Consider the following 17306-nt stretch of genomic DNA (forward strand, 5'->3'; position numbering starts at 1 on the left):
TAATACCTATAGAGGTAGGAGGATTCATATAAATGGGAAAATTTGGATTAAACTTTTTTAAACCAACAGAAAAATTTAATGGAAACTGGTCCGTATTAGAAAGTAAAAGCAGAGAATGGGAGAAAATGTATCGAGAACGATGGAGTCATGACAAAGTAGTAAGAACTACACATGGCGTGAATTGTACAGGTTCTTGTTCATGGAAAGTATTTGTTAAAAATGGTGTTATCACATGGGAAAATCAACAAATCGATTATCCAAGTTGTGGACCAGATATGCCAGAATTTGAACCTCGTGGTTGTCCGCGTGGCGCTTCATTCTCATGGTATGAATATAGTCCATTACGTGTGAAATATCCTTATATCCGTAGCAAGTTATTGGATTTATGGAGTAAAGCACTTGAAGAAAATAATGGTAATCGTATTGCTGCATGGGCTTCTATTATTGAAGATGAAGAAAAAGCTAAATCATATAAAGAAGCGCGTGGTAAAGGTGGACTTGTTCGCACAAATTGGAAAGATGCTACTGATATTATTGCAGCACAAATCTTATATACCATTAAAAAAGATGGCCCAGATAGAATTGCAGGCTTTACACCAATTCCAGCAATGTCAATGATCAGTTATGCATCAGGGGCGAGATTTATTAATTTACTTGGTGGGGAAATGCTTAGCTTCTATGACTGGTACGCCGATTTACCACCAGCTTCACCGCAAATTTGGGGTGAACAAACAGATGTGCCAGAATCAAGTGATTGGTATAACGCTTCGTATATTATCATGTGGGGTTCAAATGTACCTTTAACTCGTACACCAGATGCACATTTTATGACAGAAGTGAGATATAAAGGCACAAAAGTTATTTCCGTTGCACCTGATTATGCTGAAAACGTTAAATTTGCTGACAACTGGTTAGCACCTAATCCAGGTACAGACGCTGCTGTTGCACAAGCAATGACACATGTTATCTTACAAGAGTTTTATGAAGATAATCCAAGTGAAATGTTTATTAATTATGCTAAACAATATTCAGATATGCCATTTGTCATTATGCTAGACAAAGATGATAACGGCTATAAAGCTGGAAGATTTTTACGTGCTAGTGATTTAGGTCAAGACAATAAAAATGGTGAATGGAAACCAGTCATTCAAGATACGATTAGCCAGCAATTAGTAGTACCTAATGGAACAATGGGACAACGTTGGGAAGAAGATACAAAGTGGAATTTAAAACTTGAAACAGAAGACGGTACTAAAATTAATCCAGCACTATCAATGACTGAGGATGAGTTCGAATTACAAACAATTCAATTTCCATATTTTGATAGTAAAGGTGATGGAATATTTGAAAGAGTTATCCCAACTAAAAAAATCACATTAGCAAATGGAGAAGAGGTCTATATTGCTACAGTTTATGACTTAATGGCAAGTCAATACGGTATCAAACGTTTCAATCATGAATTAGAAGCTACATCTTATAATGATGTTCAATCTAAATATACACCTGCTTGGCAAGAAGAAATTACAGGCATAAAAAGTAATTTGGTTACACAAGTAGCAAGAGAATTTGCACAAAATGCGATCGATACTGAAGGTCGTTCAATGATTATTATGGGCGCCGGTATTAATCACTGGTTTAATTCAGATACGATTTATCGTGCAATTTTAAATTTAGTATTGTTATGTGGTTGCCAAGGCGTTAACGGCGGAGGTTGGGCACACTACGTTGGTCAGGAAAAATGTAGACCAATCGAAGGATGGAACACAATTGCCTTTGCTAAAGATTGGCAAGGCCCACCACGCTTACAAAACGGTACAAGTTGGTTCTATTTTGCTACAGACCAATGGAAATACGAAGAGTCTAATGTCGATAAATTAAAATCGCCACTAGCTAAAAATATTAAACATCAACATCCTGCTGACTATAACGTTACTGCAGCGCGTTTAGGATGGTTACCTTCATATCCTCAATTTAATAAAAATAGTTTATTGTTTGGAGAAGAAGCTAAAGAATCGGGAGATGCTTCTAATGAAACGATTTTAAAAAATGCAATCAATTCAGTGAAGAATAAGGAAACACAATTTGCTATAGAAGATCCTGATTTAAGAAAAAATCATCCTAAAACATTATTCGTTTGGAGATCTAATTTGATTTCAAGCTCAGCTAAAGGTCAAGAATATTTTATGAAACATTTATTGGGCGCACGTTCTGGGCTTATGGCAGAACCAAATGAAGAGGATAAACCAGAAGAAATTAAATGGCGAGAAGATACAGTTGGCAAGCTTGATTTATTAGTGTCACTTGATTTCAGAATGACAGCGACACCGTTGTACTCTGATATCGTCTTACCAGCTGCGACATGGTATGAAAAACATGACATCTCTTCAACAGACATGCATCCATTTATTCATCCATTTAATCCAGCTATTGATCCATTATGGGAATCACGTTCGGATTGGGATATCTATAAAACACTAAGTAAAGCTGTTTCAGAAATGGCAAAAGATTACTTGCCAGGTACGTTTAAAGATGTTGTAACTACGCCATTAGGCCACGACTCTAAACAAGAACTTGGTTCTGAATATGGCATAGTTAAAGACTGGTCTAAAGATGAAGTAGAAGGCATTCCAGGCAAAACGATGCCGAACTTCTCAATTGTAGAACGTGACTATACAAAAATTTATGATAAATACGTTACATTAGGTCCAAAACTTGAAAACGGTAAGATAGGCGCACATGGCGTAAGTTACGGTGTCAAAGATGAATATGATGAATTAAAAAGTATAGTTGGCACATGGAATGATGATAATAACGACTCTGTAAGAAATGATAGACCGCGAATTGATACTGCTCGCAAAGTAGCAGACGCGATTTTAAATATTTCATCTGCAACGAACGGTAAGTTATCACAAAAATCTTATGAAGATTTAGAAAACCAAACTGGTATGGAGTTAAAAGATATTTCCAAAGAACGTGCATCTGAAAAGATTTCATTCTTAAATATCACTTCTCAGCCCCGTGAGGTCATTCCAACAGCTGTATTCCCAGGTTCTAATAAAAATGACCGTAGATATTCACCTTTCACTACAAACATTGAACGCTTAGTTCCATTTAGAACATTGACAGGTAGACAAAGCTATTACATCGACCATGAAGTATTTCAACAATTTGGAGAAAGCTTACCAGTCTACAAACCGACGTTACCGCCAATGGTATTTGGTACTAGAGATAAACAAGTTAAAGGTGGACAAGATGCACTAGTACTTCGCTATTTAACACCTCACGGTAAATGGAATATTCATTCAACATATCAAGATAATGAACGTATGTTGACATTATTCAGAGGTGGCCCAGTAGTTTGGATTTCAAATGAAGATGCTGCCGAACATGACATTCATGATAATGACTGGCTTGAAGTATATAACCGAAATGGTGTAGTAACAGCGAGAGCAGTTACATCACACCGCATGCCAAGAGGTACGATGTTTATGTATCATGCTCAAGATAAACACATTGAAACACCTGGTTCAGAACTTACTGATACACGCGGAGGCTCTCATAATGCACCAACAAGAATTCACTTAAAACCAACACAACTAGTTGGAGGATATGCTCAAATTAGCTATCACTTCAATTACTATGGTCCTATCGGTAACCAAAGAGACGTATATGTTGCCGTTAGAAAGATGAAGGAGGTAAATTGGCTTGAAGATTAAAGCGCAGATTGCAATGGTGTTAAATTTAGATAAATGTATAGGGTGTCATACATGTAGTGTTACATGTAAAAACACATGGACTAATAGACCCGGAGCCGAATATATGTGGTTTAATAACGTAGAAACTAAACCGGGTATCGGTTATCCAAAACGTTGGGAAGACCAAGAACAATATAAAGGTGGCTGGGTCCTAAATAAAAAAGGTAAACTTGAACTTAAATCTGGTAGTCGATGGACTAAAATGGCACTAGGTAAAATCTTTTACAATCCAGACATGCCTCTTATCAAAGACTATTATGAACCATGGACATATAACTATGAACATTTAACTACGGCTAAAGAAGGTAAACATTCACCTGTAGCAAGAGCACATTCTTTAATTTCAGGAGATAAACTGAATCTTGAATGGGGACCTAACTGGGAAGATGATTTAGCTGGTGCACATATTACTGGTCCAGAAGATCCAAATATTCAAAAAATTGAAGAAGACATTAAATTCCAATTTGATGAAACATTCATGATGTATTTGCCACGACTATGTGAACATTGTTTAAATCCTAGTTGCGTAGCTTCATGTCCATCAGGCGCAATGTATAAAAGAGATGAAGACGGCATCGTGCTAGTAGACCAAGATGCCTGTCGTGGTTGGCGTTATTGTATGACAGGTTGCCCATATAAAAAAGTTTATTTTAACTGGAAAACAAATAAAGCGGAGAAATGTACATTCTGTTTCCCTAGAATTGAAGCAGGCTTACCTACCGTATGTTCAGAAACATGTACAGGTCGCATGAGATATTTAGGTGTATTACTTTATGATGCTGATAGAGTGCATGAAGCAGCGTCAGCAGAAAACGAACAAGATTTGTATGAAAAACAACTAGATATATTCTTAAATCCTTTTGATGAAGAAGTCATTGAACAAGCTGAAAAAGATGGCATTAGCTATGAATGGATTGAAGCGGCTCAAAACTCACCCGTTTATAAATTGGCAATAGAATATAAATTAGCATTCCCATTGCACCCAGAATTTAGAACAATGCCAATGGTATGGTATTGTCCACCACTTAGCCCAATCATGAGTTACTTTGAAGGTAAAAACGCTGGCCAAAATCCTGATATGATTTTCCCAGCAATTGAAGAAATGCGTTTACCAATTGAATATTTAGCCAATTTATTCACGGCTGGAAAAGTCGAACCAGTTAAAGAGGCATTACAACGTATGGCAATGATGAGAAGCTACATGAGAGCTGAAGTTACAGGTAAGGAATTTGATACGTCTAGATTAGAAAGATTAGGACTTTCAGAAATTCAAACGAAAGAAATGTATCGTCTATTAGGCTTAGCTAAATATGAAGATCGTTTCGTCGTGCCAACATCACATAAAGAAAGTTATTTAGATACGTACCATGCACAAGGAAGCCAAGGATATGGCGGAGAATACTTTGGGGATAACTGTGAAGGTTGTGGCGTAGCAGTCGGTTCAGGAAAAACAGGACAAGAAATTTATAATGATAATTTTTATGGAGGTATCTTCCGTGATTAATTTAGATAAATTTTATTATTATCAAGAAAGTCTAGGCTATATTGCGCAGCAACTTAATTTTCCTGAAAAGCTAACCTTTCATCCTAAAACGTTTAACGAAGCTATTGATACGTCACATCCCGGTTATCAAGATTTAGTACAATATCGTGATATCATGCACCAATTTACACTATCTGAAATTAAAGCGATTTATACAGATACCTTTGATTTTAATAAAAAGTTTCCTTTATATATGACCTACAATAAATTTGATACTCAAAAAGAGAGAGGTCAAATGTTGGCTAAATTAAAGGTATTATATGAAATGTTTGGTTTAAAAATGGTTGATAACGAGTTATCTGACTTTCTACCTTTAATGTTACAGTTCTTACATGTCGCTAAATGGCAAAATGACCCACGTGCTGAAGGTAATATTGAACTAGTCATCATGATTATTGAAGATGGTACTTATGAAATGGCTAATCATCTAGCTCAAGATAATAACCCATATGCTTATGTGATTCGAGCATTAAGAGAAACATTGAAAGAATGCATAGACGTACCTAAAGAGGTGACACATCATGCTTAATCAATTTTTGTGGATTATCTTTCCCTATCTATGTGTCGCGATTTTTATAGTAGGACATATTGCGCGCTATAAATATGATCAATTTTCATGGACTGCAAAGTCTAGTGAGTTTTTAGAAAAAAAGCAGCTTAAATGGGGAAGTTTATTGTTTCATTTAGGAATTATTCCCGTATTTTTCGGACATGTAGTGGGGTTAGCAATCCCTGCAAAATGGATAGATGGTTTAGGTGTAAGTGAAGGGATGTACCATTTCGGTGCGGTGTATATTGGTAGTATATTTGGTATAATGACATTTATTGGTATGTTAATGTTAACAGCAAGACGTCTTACTATAAAGAACGTAAGAAAGTTAAGTTCGGCGTCGGATATATTTGTTAATGCTTTATTAATCATTATCATATTTATGGGTTGCTACTCAACATTAGTAACTAATGCAGTTATAACTGATTTTGATTATCGACAAACAATTTCTATATGGTTTAGACATCTCTTCACATTTTCACCTGATGCTAATTTAATGGTAGGCGTGCCATTATCATTTAAAATTCATATTTTATTAGGTTTTACTATATTAGCATGCTGGCCATTTACACGTTTAGTGCATGTGTGGAGCGTTCCTTTATCATATGCGAATAGAAGATATATTGTTTATAGAAGACATAAAACACGTTCATGATATGAAAGGAGATACGATAGTGGCATCTGAACCATTATTTGAAACACATGATTTTCAAGAAGAATTAGACGCTTTAAGAGAATCAGAGGGGTATGATTTTGCGGGGATAGCTTTATATGAACAACATTCTACTACGGCGCCGATAAAGTGGCGTTACGTTTCTGGAAATTTAAATAATCGGTATAAATTAATTATTTTAAGAAAAGGTAGAGGGTTAGCTGGAATGGTAATGAAGACCGCTAAGAGAATGATTATTGCCGACGTTTCTCAAAGTTTATCACCTGAAGAAAGATTTAATTATCCAATCCTAAGTAGCGAAAAACTAACAGCAGTTGTGGCTATACCGTTATGTTTCCAACAACAAATTTATGGTGTATTACTGTTAGGCCAAAGAAACGAGAAGCCATTACCAAAAGACAATAGCTTAAATATTTATGGTAAGTTATGGGCATTTACTGAAGAAATGTAGGTGACACAAGTGTTGGATATACAAAATGAAATGATAGAAGACTTGCTGAAGAAATATTATGAAACTACAAATGAAAAAATTGTCTTTGTAAATAATGAAGGCAAAGTAATAGCTATGAATAAAGCAGCTCAAGAAATTATTTCAGAGGATAATAATTATAGTGCAATGACGAATGCAATATGTAATAGATGTGAAGGATATTCCAATGAATTTGCATTGCAAAGCTGTATTAATTGTTATTTAGATACGTCGAGACCTAATGATAAAAACTTTCAGGTGTTTATGAAGACAGTCGATAATAAAGTACAACCATTTACTGCAAGTTATCAATGTATTGATGACAATAAAAATATTTATGCTTTCACGTTGCAAGATATTTCACCTCAAATTGAACGTCAAGAGAAGATGTACCAACACCAAATGTTACGAAAAACGATTTCAGCTCAAGAAAATGAACGTAAACGAATTTCAAGAGAGTTACATGATAGTGTTGTGCAAGAAATGTTAAATATTGATGTGGAATTAAGATTATTAAAGTATCAACAGGATATGACGGAACTCGTAGATAAGTCTGAACATATCGAAGGGCTAATGTCTAAATTAATTGATGATATACGTAATTTATCGATAGAATTGAGACCATCATCATTAGATGATTTAGGGTTAGAAGCGGCTTTTAAATCTTATTTTAAACAATTTGAAGAGAATTATGGACTAGAAGTTATCTATAATTCCAATATTAATAATGCACGTTATGATAGTGAAATTGAAACAGTCGTTTATCGAATTGTTCAAGAAGCAGTATTTAATGCATTGAAATATGCAGGCGTCAGTGAAGTAGATGTTTCAATTCAACAGACTGACGGAACTTTAATGGCTGAAATTATTGATAGAGGAGTAGGGTTTGATCCTAATTCAACCCCACAAGGCACGGGGTTAGGATTATATGGCATGAACGAAAGGGCTGAACTGGTTAAGGGAACGGTAAATATAGAGACTCATATGGGTAAAGGCACGATTATTACCTTAGAAATACCACTTTAGGCATGTTAGGGGAATTAAATTGAAAATTGTAATCGCAGACGACCATGCAGTAGTGAGAACAGGCTTCTCAATGATCTTAAATTTTCAAGAAGACATGGAAGTCGTCGCAACTGCAGCAGACGGTGTAGAAGCCTATCAAAAAGTAATGGAATACAAGCCAGACGTATTAATTATGGATTTAAGTATGCCACCTGGTGAATCAGGATTAATTGCTACTAGTAAAATTTCTGAAAGTTTTCCAGAAACTAAAATTTTAATCTTAACAATGTATGACGATGAAGAGTATCTATTCCATGTTTTAAGAAATGGTGCTAAAGGTTATATCTTAAAAAATTCTCCAGATGAACAATTAGTTCTAGCAGTACGAACTGTATTCAAAGGTGAAACATACGTAGATATGAAACTTACTACATCGCTAGTAAATGAGTTTGTTAACCATTCTAATGTAGACGAAAAAGCTACTAACGATCCATTTAAGATACTTTCAAAAAGAGAACTAGAAATTTTACCTTTAATTGCTAAAGGATATGGTAATAAAGAAATCGCTGAAAAGTTATTTGTTTCAGTTAAAACTGTTGAAGCACATAAAACACATATCATGACTAAATTAGATTTGAAATCTAAACCAGAATTGGTAGAATACACACTTAAGAAAAAACTATTAGATTTTTAGTAATAGTTACTCATTAAAGCTAAATGTATATAGGTATAAACCAGGGTCTATAGTGACACTCTGGTTTATTTTTATGTTGTCTTATAAAGGTGATACAAAATTAGGGGGATTACTGTTAATTATGAGGGAATATCCTTATGTTCATTTTTTCACAAATTAATTAAAATTTATATGTAATCAGCAATCTAAATAAATTAAACCTTGACCTCTTTTAAATATAAAGACTGCTGATAAAGAAAAAATGATGAAGGTGAGAAAATGAATAAAACTAAGGGTGGATTTCAATTAACACTTCAAACGCTAAGCCTTGTCGTTGGATTTATGGCATGGAGTATTATTTCTCCATTAATGCCGTACATATCACAAGATATTGATATTTCACCAGGACAACTATCTATTATTTTAGCAATTCCAGTAATTTTAGGCTCTATTCTTCGTGTGCCATTTGGTTATTTAACCAATATCATTGGAGCGAAGTGGGTATTTTTCTGTAGTTTTATAGTATTATTATTCCCAATATTCTTTTTAGGACAAGCTCAAACGCCTGGCATGTTAATGCTATCAGGATTCTTTTTAGGTGTAGGTGGAGCCATCTTTTCAGTGGGCGTAACCTCAATTCCTAAATATTTTTCAAAAGATAAAGTAGGGCTTGCGAATGGTATTTATGGCATGGGTAATATTGGTACAGCTGTATCTTCATTCTTAGCACCTCCTATAGCAGGGATTATAGGATGGCAAACAACAGTGAGAAGTTATTTAATTATAATCGCTATTTTTGCGGTATTGATGTTCTTACTTGGAGATAACAATGAAACTAAAGTGAAAGTTCCTTTAATGTCTCAAATTAAAAAATTATCTTCTAATTATAAAGTTTACTATTTAAGTTTATGGTACTTTATTACATTTGGCTCATTTGTAGCGTTTGGCTTATTTTTACCTAATTACTTAGTTAATAATTTCGGTATTGATAAAGTGGACGCTGGTATAAGATCAGGTGTATTTATTGCCTTAGCAACGTTCCTAAGACCAATTGGTGGTATTTTAGGTGATAAGTTTAATGCAGTAAAAGTTTTAATGATTGATTTTGTTGTAATGATTATCGGTGCCGTCATACTTGGCATCTCTAGTCATATTGCGTTATTTACTATTGGTTGTTTAACTATCAGTATATGTGCTGGAATTGGAAATGGCTTAGTATTTAAGTTAGTACCATCATATTTTGCTAAAGAATCTGGTGCGGCTAACGGTATTGTTTCAATGATGGGTGGATTAGGTGGTTTCTTCCCACCATTAGTTATAACGTACGTCACTGGGTTAACAGGAACAAGTCACCTTTCATTTATTTTATTAGCACTATTTGGGGTTCTTGCTTTTATTACTATGTGGCATTTATATAAAAAGGAATACACAATTTAATATGTATAAAGAAAGAGCGCGGAAAGAATTCCACGCTCTTTCTTCTATTTAATTACTCTACAGTAATTGTTGTCGCATCATCTTGTGCGCTAACTTCTTTAGGTAAAGTAACTGTTAAAATGCCATCGTCATAGCTTGCTTTAATTTGTGACTTATTAATATCCTCAAATTCAAAACGTCTTACCAGTTCACCACTCGCACGTTCACTTAATTGTACTTTACCAGTTTGTTCAGAAACCTGTTTTTGAACCTTGATTGTTAGTGTAGAGTGATCAAATTTTAATTCGATTTCTGATTTATTAACGCCAGGTAATTCAGCTTCTAAAATATATTGGCTTGATTGATTGTAAATGTTAGTTGGAAAACTTTTAGATGAAAATTGGTTAAACACTTGTTCACCTAAATCACGAAAAACGTCTTTTGGGTTATTTTTTAAAAATGATTGTTCGAAAAAATCTCTATTATTCATTATATACGCGCTCCTTTATATTAAGAGTTAATGTCGTAGTTGTTAAGTGAAAATTTTCAACTTCATTATATAAAGAGTGAAGCGTGACGTAAAGTAAAAGCATTTATGAAATGAATAAGGGAGAGGTACATTAAGTACATGGAGCGTAAGAAAAGCAGAAACGAGAAAGGAACATGACAAAAGTTTAATTATGTATAAAGTCTTTTATAAACAAGTATCAAATGATGAATGGATTGCTTTTGTCATGTTTGGATGATTAATCAGCTGTATAATCAAAGTTATTTGAAATAACATGTCTTAAGCTATGGACGAGGTCTTTTGCTTCGTCATGAGAAACATCAAAGTCATCGAAAACTCGGTCAGAGATAGCTTCCAACGTAGGTTTAATGTTAACGCCATTTTCAGTTAATGAAATTTGTAAATTTCTTTCATCTTCTTTTTCACGCATACGTTGTACATAGCCTTTTTTCTCTAGTTTTTTTAAGAGAGGTGTAAGTGTTCCTGAATCTAAAAAGACGCGGCGACCAAGTGATTTAATATTTATCTTTTCATCATCTTCGATGGCCATGATAACCATAAAGCTTGTATATGTTAAATCGTGTTGTTTTAAATAGTAAGTATATTTCTTGATTACTTCTTTAGAAGTAACATAGAATAAAAAACATAATTGCTTACTTAAATAGCTGTCCTTTACATAAATATTTATCCCCCCTTAACTTATTTAAAGATAGTATGAACTAAAACCAATGTCAATAGCGTTATCATAGTATTTTATAGACTTTTTGATACTTTTGACAGAAGTTAGAAAGTACGTCTACATAAGGTCTTAAAGTGTTGATTTAAATTGAAAACTAAGATGGAATATTAGTATATTTTGTTACAAAGATTATTTGGGTCTTTAAAAAAACAGCTATATCATTCATAATTATTTAGATAATAAATTAAAGACGTTTTGAATAGGTTATAAACAAAGGAGCTTTTAAATGAGTAAAAAGCAAAAAATTATTAGAGTAACTATTATTTTAGTGATTTCATTAATTGTGGCTATCGCATTCTTCTTTGGAATGAAGACATATCAAGGTCATAGAAATATAAAAACAGTAGATACTTATTTAGAACAGAAACACTTGAAAGATAAAGTGAAATCTGAAGAAACATTATATAGTGCTAAAAAAGGTGTTTATTATAAAGAAGTTGTATTTAAAGATGAGCCAAATATGACATATGTGATTCAACCAATCGGAACTAGAAAAGGCATCTTCTCAGAAGGATTCGATTCTGAAACTAAGAAAAATATTAAAGATGCGAAACATAATGACTTTGATCGAAATTTTAAACCCTAATATATAGGAATAAGCTGTACAAAGACTTAGTTAGTCAATTCTTTGTACAGCTTTTTTATTTTTAAATTAATAATTTTAGCTAAATCAAATAATATATTAATTGTTAGGTTTGAAAATTTTATACCCCAATTTTAAATTATCTGATATAATTAAGCGATGTCAGATGAAGGGGGTTCCAACATGACTCTGTTCAAGAGAAAAATTAGCTTGCCAATGCAGGTGTTAATCGCATTGGTGCTAGGTGTAGTAGTAGGTTTATTATTATTCGGACAAGACAATGTAGCAAATTATATTAAACCTTTCGGTGATATTTTCTTAAATTTAATCAAAATGATCATCATTCCAATTGTATTCTGTGCACTAGCTTTATCAATTTCTAATTTAGGGGATTCAAAAAAGATTGGTAGCTATGGATGGAAAGCAATACTTTACTTTGAAATTATAACAACAATTGCTATCGGCTTAGGACTTATTTTTGGTAATTTATTTAAACCTGGTTCTGGATTAGATCCAACTAAATTACCTAAAGGAGATATTTCTAAATATCAATCATCTGCTTCAGCAGCAGAGCAATCTACATATGGAAATCACTTTATAGATACCATTGTAAATATTGTACCGACAAACATATTTGAAGCTTTAACTAAAGGTGAATTGTTACCGATTATCTTCTTTGCAGTGTTCTTTGGTTTAGGACTAGCTGCCATTGGAGAGAAAGCAGAACCTGTTAAAGGATTTTTAAATGGAACCTTAGAAGCAGTATTCTGGATGATTAACAAAATCTTAAAATTAGCGCCAATTGGTGTATTTGCATTTATTTGTACAACTGTAATGACATTTGGTGCATCAGCATTAATTCCATTAGCAAAATTAGTATTAGTTGTAGTCTTTGCGATGGTATTCTTTATTATTGTAGTTTTAGGTATCGTGGCTAGAATTTGTGGTATTAGCATCTTCTCAATTATCAAAATTTTAAAAGACGAATTATTACTTGCCTTCTCAACGTCAAGTTCTGAAGCAGTATTACCTATCATGATGAATAAAATGGAGAAATTTGGTGCTCCGAAAGACGTTACATCTTTCGTAATTCCGATTGGATATTCATTTAACCTAGATGGTTCGGCATTATACCAATCTATTGCTGCATTATTTGTAGCACAAATGTATGGCATACATTTATCTATATCAGAACAAATTGTCTTAATGGTGACGCTTATGGTCGCATCTAAAGGTATGGCGGGTGTACCAGGTGTATCTATCGTAGTATTACTTACAACGTTAGGTGCAATGGGCTTACCGGCACAAGGCCTTGCGTTAATTATCGGTGTTGACCGTTTACTAGACATGGTACGTACATGCGTAAACGTTATCGGAAACGCGTTATCAGCGATTGTTATCTCTAAATGGGAAAAAGTGTATGATAAAGATAAAGGTAAAAAATATTTAGAATCAATTTAAAAAGAAATCTGACATTTTTTGTACCGAGCTTATTAAAAGCTCGGTTTTTTTATTAATTAGTAGGAATTAAAATAGAAGTTTTTAACAGTAGTGTAAATTGAGTCATGTTATAATTTTTGTACTTAAGACACCTCTACGCTATCATTTTAGGATTTGTATTCCGGTCTCCTTACCTAAAGTTCTATTACATACCTTTCATATCATGCATTTCATGAATTTTCATCATTAAACCATGAGGCACATCATCATGATCTACTTTAGATACTCTTGAAAATTTATCTGATCCTTTTTCTTTTACAAGAAATACGAAATTACCTTTTTTAACTTTAACGTCTGTATCAGAAGGCAAATCAACATTTTTTTCTACTTTTTCAGTTTGTTCATTTACCATTTTATCGATTGTATGACTATCTTTCATATAACCGTAGTAAGTTTCTTTTTGACTACCACTAAGCATCATAATAATTAATACGACACCTACGATTAACATAATCGCAATTAAGCCAATGCCTAAACCCAAACCTTTTTTGTTTTTCATATTAAGACTCCTTTAAACATACTACTTCTTTTATACAGAAAATAATATTAAATTGCAATAAAGTACATGAATATGATGCATTAAATTGTGTCATTGTTATTACAATTTTAAATTTAAATAGATAGTCCAATGTAAGCTTACATATAATCGTCGTAGTATCGTTGACGAGACTCCTTCTAGAAATTAATAAAAAGGAGTAGGGGTAATTCTTCATTGAATCACCTCTACTCCTATATTAATGATGCTATTCTCTCACTTATACTTCAATCGTTACTGGTGTATCGATATCATCGTCGTTCATTAGTGTGATAGTTTTAGGATTAACTTTTAAGACACATAAATCAGGATCTTCTTTAGAATTAAAGAATGTTTTATCCTGTGTTTCCCATAACCAGTCAATAACTTTTTGGTCTTTAACAATTTCCATTGAAGCTTCGATTTCCACAAAACTATTATTTGTAGTTTCGTTATAGCCTAATAAAATATAAGCATTTGGGTTACTTTCAATTTCATCGACTTTAGCTGTCTTCGTACTTGTCTTAGTATATAAATCTAAACCGTCATTATAAAACACCATATATCTACTATTTGGTTTATTATTATAAGCAGTTGATAATACACCAACTTTAGAAGTATTTAATACTTTTTCAATGGCTTGTGTTGCTTGTTGTTTATCCAAACTTATCATCTCCTTACACATAGTATAGCCGTATAAGGAGATTCCTAAACTTGTGAAGTACTTAAATTGGCTTAATACAGATATATTTCACTTCATCATTTTTTAAAGTAACTTGGAACGGTGCTTTATCATTTTCTTGAAAGAATAATTCTGTTTTAGGTTGATTAGACTTATCTAATTGTTTAATAATGCTTTTTTCAATATACACAGGTAAATGTGCTTGAGGAATTAAATTATGAATAGACCCGTGTTCATTATTAAGTGTATTAATGATAAAGAGCGAGTTCTCGTTTAAGTCATTTTCAAAATGATAAAACTGCTTATTATCAGATAAATAGCGATCATTAATCTTATTGAAAAGTAGGAAATGGTAATTCCCGTCTTTACGACTCATGACAAAGTTGTTAGAAATCTGGATAGGTTCATCTACAAATGCCGCCACAAATTGATATAAATGCATGATAGGTAAGAGACTGCCGTGACTATTAAATAATGAAAGATACATTGGATCAGTTTCTATAAGTCGATAACAAACGCCACCGCCGTATTTCATTAATTCGGTCAAATGACACACAATATCTGATAGCTGAAGTGGGTTAGCCCCATTATTTGTATATTTAAAACAGCGCAATGACAAATTGCTATAGACGAACTGTGTTGAAGGGATATTGGAATCCTTAATAAACCGTAAATAGTTCTCAAAATGCGTAGACGCATGGGTAAACCCACGTTGTTTATCGATAAGTATATTCTTAGTATTAATATTTTCAATATCTACAAAATAATAATCGAAGTTCATGCGATTCATGATATTATACGTTTCTTGTAATGAATTATATTGATGCAATAGACCATCTACGATTAAACCGTATTTGATTTCTCTATTTTTATTTTTTAACTTGAGATGGGCGAGATGGATGTCTTGAACGCTCATTGTCTCAGTGTTGAATACAAGCATAAATTTAACGCGTTTTTTATTCCATTTATAGTCTTGATTACTCTGTAGAAACGAGATAATAAGTTGATATATCGTATTGAATTCCGAAGAATTTTTAATCGTCATAGCTAAACTAATATTTTTCTCAAAAAGTTTTTCAAAACAACGATGTAATAAATTCATGTTAATACGTTCTTTCACAATATCACTAACATCATTAATCAGAATTGCCGTTCTTGGTAAATAAGATAAATCAATATCATAATAGTCGTTGAATACAAATTGAAATAATTCGGTAATGCTCTGAAAATGAATAAACGCCTTCGAAGATTTAGTTCGATCATTTGGTTCAAATTCATCAATATTAATCGTCGTCGTTTCAGTCATAACGTGATTCGTAAATTCAAATTGAGAAATTAAATCTAAAAATTTCTCATCAATAGAATGCTTGATTGTAATTGTTGACAAAGATTCATATTGATTTAATTCGGAACGATACTGTTTAGGACTTAAACCAAGATAGTTTTTAAATTGATTAGTAAAGTTAGTATGATTACTAAATCCTGAAAGTTCAGAAATCGTAGTAATCGTTTCATTAGTCGTTATTAATAATTTGAGAGAATGGATGACTTTTAAACTGGTGTAGTAATCCTTAAAGTTTACATTTAAAAAGCGGCCAAATAAGTTAGAACAATAGGATTTAGAAATCAGGGCGTTTTGTGCTACACCTTGGAGGGAGATATTCGCAGTAATATGTTCATTTATAAATAATAAAGCTTTTGATAACAATTGATGATTAACAGAGATGTTTGGAATATAAGGAGCAAGATTTCTAACTACGGCTTCCTTATATAATGTTTGAATAATCTTTGAAACGGTTTCCTCATCTTGAGCTTCATTATTTGAAAAGTTGGTCATGCTTTGTAAGATAATGGATTTTATAAAACGATTTGACTGTAAAAGATGGCGATCAAAGAAACAATTAAAGAAATCACTATCCTCTAGATAAAAATAGATAACAGGGATTTTCAATTCAACTAAATTTTTTGCGGACTTAATATGATAGAAGTCGCCTTGATTTATAATCGCAATGTGATTATGCACATCTTTAGTTTCACCATTTATTGAAATTGTTAGTTCATTCGTTAATGAAAAGAATAAAATGACATCGGTAATATTACGTGTTGGAATAGTGGTAATATGTTTATGCAAAAAAAGTGTGCTATTCATATTTGAATTTCTCCTAAGTATTTAATTTTCTCAAAATAGTAGTATTTAATTGAATTGTGAATAATAAGAGCTATTATAAATTAAAAATAGAGAAATATTAATAGTCAAAAATAAAAATATTTTGTCAATATCTTTATGAAAGCGTTAAAAATTTTCTTTGATACACAATATAAATAAAAATTTAGGAATATAGCGTTATAGTTTTGAATACATTTAATAGCGTAAACAAATTTAATTCGTTGCATAATATAAATAGATTTCGAGACAAATTGTCTAAGATAAAATGATAGACAATATATAGCTAATCAAGAATCTTAGTACATCTCGAAATTAGAACGTATTAATTCTATAAAACATCAACGAACAACAACTTAAAGAATATGAGCACCTAGAATATAATGAATAAGAACAGTATTTTTTAAAATTGTCATATGTAGATGTGAACTCCACTTCTCAAATCAATGTGTGTATAGAGCAGTCTAGTAATTGGTTATTAATTTAAATAGTTAATTCCGCTCTTGCCACCTCAAATCAAAACATCTTATCG

The 17306-nt window shown here is 32.6% G+C and carries 15 protein-coding genes; 10 read left to right on the forward strand and 5 right to left on the reverse strand.

Annotation, left to right across the window (positions count from 1 at the left end):
- The first annotated feature begins 32 nt into the window (after nucleotides 1–32).
- The 8 genes from FH144_RS05185 (at nucleotide 33) to FH144_RS05220 (ending at nucleotide 10105) form a co-directional block, all read left to right on the forward strand.
- Complete coding sequence (locus FH144_RS05185; protein ID WP_242314188.1) at nucleotides 33–3716, forward strand: nitrate reductase subunit alpha; 3684 nt, start codon at nucleotides 33–35, stop codon at nucleotides 3714–3716.
- Nucleotides 3706–5259 (forward strand): nitrate reductase subunit beta, encoded by a 1554-nt coding sequence (narH, locus tag FH144_RS05190; RefSeq protein WP_107505724.1) that lies wholly within the window; start codon nucleotides 3706–3708, stop codon nucleotides 5257–5259. Before FH144_RS05185 ends, narH begins: the two co-directional genes overlap by 11 nt.
- On the forward strand, nucleotides 5252–5827 hold the full coding sequence (gene narJ, locus FH144_RS05195) for a nitrate reductase molybdenum cofactor assembly chaperone (RefSeq protein ID WP_198644950.1): 576 nt from the start codon (nucleotides 5252–5254) through the stop codon (nucleotides 5825–5827). The genes narH and narJ overlap by 8 nt, the downstream gene beginning before the upstream one ends.
- Complete coding sequence (gene narI, locus FH144_RS05200; protein WP_107506745.1) at nucleotides 5820–6503, forward strand: respiratory nitrate reductase subunit gamma; 684 nt, start codon at nucleotides 5820–5822, stop codon at nucleotides 6501–6503. Before narJ ends, narI begins: the two co-directional genes overlap by 8 nt.
- A gap of 19 nt (nucleotides 6504–6522) precedes the next feature.
- Entirely contained in the window at nucleotides 6523–6972 is a 450-nt protein-coding gene (nreA, locus tag FH144_RS05205; protein ID WP_423585197.1) for a nitrate respiration regulation accessory nitrate sensor NreA, read from the forward strand.
- A gap of 30 nt (nucleotides 6973–7002) precedes the next feature.
- Nucleotides 7003–8016, forward strand: a complete 1014-nt coding sequence (nreB, locus tag FH144_RS05210) for a nitrate respiration regulation sensor histidine kinase NreB (protein ID WP_277953143.1) — start codon at nucleotides 7003–7005, stop codon at nucleotides 8014–8016.
- 19 nt (nucleotides 8017–8035) lie between these two features.
- Complete coding sequence (gene nreC / locus FH144_RS05215) at nucleotides 8036–8689, forward strand: nitrate respiration regulation response regulator NreC (RefSeq protein ID WP_242314193.1); 654 nt, start codon at nucleotides 8036–8038, stop codon at nucleotides 8687–8689.
- Nucleotides 8690–8947: 258 nt separating this feature from the next.
- On the forward strand, nucleotides 8948–10105 hold the full coding sequence (locus tag FH144_RS05220; RefSeq protein ID WP_242314195.1) for a nitrate/nitrite transporter: 1158 nt from the start codon (nucleotides 8948–8950) through the stop codon (nucleotides 10103–10105).
- A gap of 52 nt (nucleotides 10106–10157) precedes the next feature.
- On the opposite strand, the gene FH144_RS05225 is transcribed toward FH144_RS05220, so the two are convergent.
- Entirely contained in the window at nucleotides 10158–10574 is a 417-nt protein-coding gene (locus tag FH144_RS05225; protein ID WP_107506742.1) for an Hsp20/alpha crystallin family protein, read from the reverse strand.
- Nucleotides 10575–10830: 256 nt separating this feature from the next.
- Nucleotides 10831–11274 (reverse strand): MarR family winged helix-turn-helix transcriptional regulator, encoded by a 444-nt coding sequence (locus FH144_RS05230; protein ID WP_242314431.1) that lies wholly within the window; start codon nucleotides 11272–11274, stop codon nucleotides 10831–10833.
- Between the two features lie 283 nt (nucleotides 11275–11557).
- Between FH144_RS05230 and FH144_RS05235 the strand changes: the two genes are divergently transcribed.
- Nucleotides 11558–11917, forward strand: coding sequence for a DUF3139 domain-containing protein (locus FH144_RS05235; RefSeq protein ID WP_107506740.1), 360 nt, complete (start codon nucleotides 11558–11560; stop codon nucleotides 11915–11917).
- 180 nt (nucleotides 11918–12097) lie between these two features.
- Nucleotides 12098–13375: a cation:dicarboxylate symporter family transporter gene (locus tag FH144_RS05240; RefSeq protein WP_107506739.1), complete on the forward strand. Its 1278-nt coding sequence runs from the start codon at nucleotides 12098–12100 to the stop codon at nucleotides 13373–13375.
- A gap of 184 nt (nucleotides 13376–13559) precedes the next feature.
- Here FH144_RS05240 and FH144_RS05245 read toward each other — a convergent pair whose 3' ends face one another.
- The 3 genes from FH144_RS05245 to rsp all read right to left on the reverse strand — a co-directional run bounded on the left by FH144_RS05245 (nucleotide 13560) and on the right by rsp (nucleotide 16759).
- Nucleotides 13560–13913 carry a DUF4889 domain-containing protein gene (locus FH144_RS05245; protein ID WP_242314197.1) on the reverse strand — a complete coding sequence of 118 codons (354 nt, stop codon included), beginning with the start codon at nucleotides 13911–13913 and terminating at the stop codon, nucleotides 13560–13562.
- Nucleotides 13914–14169: 256 nt separating this feature from the next.
- Nucleotides 14170–14592 carry a pyridoxamine 5'-phosphate oxidase family protein gene (locus FH144_RS05250; RefSeq protein WP_103165689.1) on the reverse strand — a complete coding sequence of 141 codons (423 nt, stop codon included), beginning with the start codon at nucleotides 14590–14592 and terminating at the stop codon, nucleotides 14170–14172.
- Between the two features lie 61 nt (nucleotides 14593–14653).
- Nucleotides 14654–16759: an AraC family transcriptional regulator Rsp gene (gene rsp, locus FH144_RS05255; protein WP_242314199.1), complete on the reverse strand. Its 2106-nt coding sequence runs from the start codon at nucleotides 16757–16759 to the stop codon at nucleotides 14654–14656.
- Between the last annotated feature and the right edge of the window lie 547 nt (nucleotides 16760–17306).

This window comes from Staphylococcus sp. acrmy (assembly GCF_022690565.1).
Taxonomy (GTDB): domain Bacteria; phylum Bacillota; class Bacilli; order Staphylococcales; family Staphylococcaceae; genus Staphylococcus; species Staphylococcus caledonicus.

Excerpts from the sequence above, each read along its gene's own strand:
- FH144_RS05240 (WP_107506739.1), top strand. The coding sequence starts at position 12,098 with ATGACTCTGTTCAAGAGAAAAATTAGCTTGCCAATGCAGGTGTTAATC.
- narI (WP_107506745.1), top strand. The coding sequence starts at position 5,820 with ATGCTTAATCAATTTTTGTGGATTATCTTTCCCTATCTATGTGTCGCG.
- rsp (WP_242314199.1), bottom strand. The coding sequence starts at position 16,759 with ATGAATAGCACACTTTTTTTGCATAAACATATTACCACTATTCCAACA.
- FH144_RS05225 (WP_107506742.1), bottom strand. The coding sequence starts at position 10,574 with ATGAATAATAGAGATTTTTTCGAACAATCATTTTTAAAAAATAACCCA.
- FH144_RS05220 (WP_242314195.1), top strand. The coding sequence starts at position 8,948 with ATGAATAAAACTAAGGGTGGATTTCAATTAACACTTCAAACGCTAAGC.
- FH144_RS05245 (WP_242314197.1), bottom strand. The coding sequence starts at position 13,913 with ATGAAAAACAAAAAAGGTTTGGGTTTAGGCATTGGCTTAATTGCGATT.
- FH144_RS05185 (WP_242314188.1), top strand. The coding sequence starts at position 33 with ATGGGAAAATTTGGATTAAACTTTTTTAAACCAACAGAAAAATTTAAT.
- nreB (WP_277953143.1), top strand. The coding sequence starts at position 7,003 with ATGATAGAAGACTTGCTGAAGAAATATTATGAAACTACAAATGAAAAA.
- FH144_RS05235 (WP_107506740.1), top strand. The coding sequence starts at position 11,558 with ATGAGTAAAAAGCAAAAAATTATTAGAGTAACTATTATTTTAGTGATT.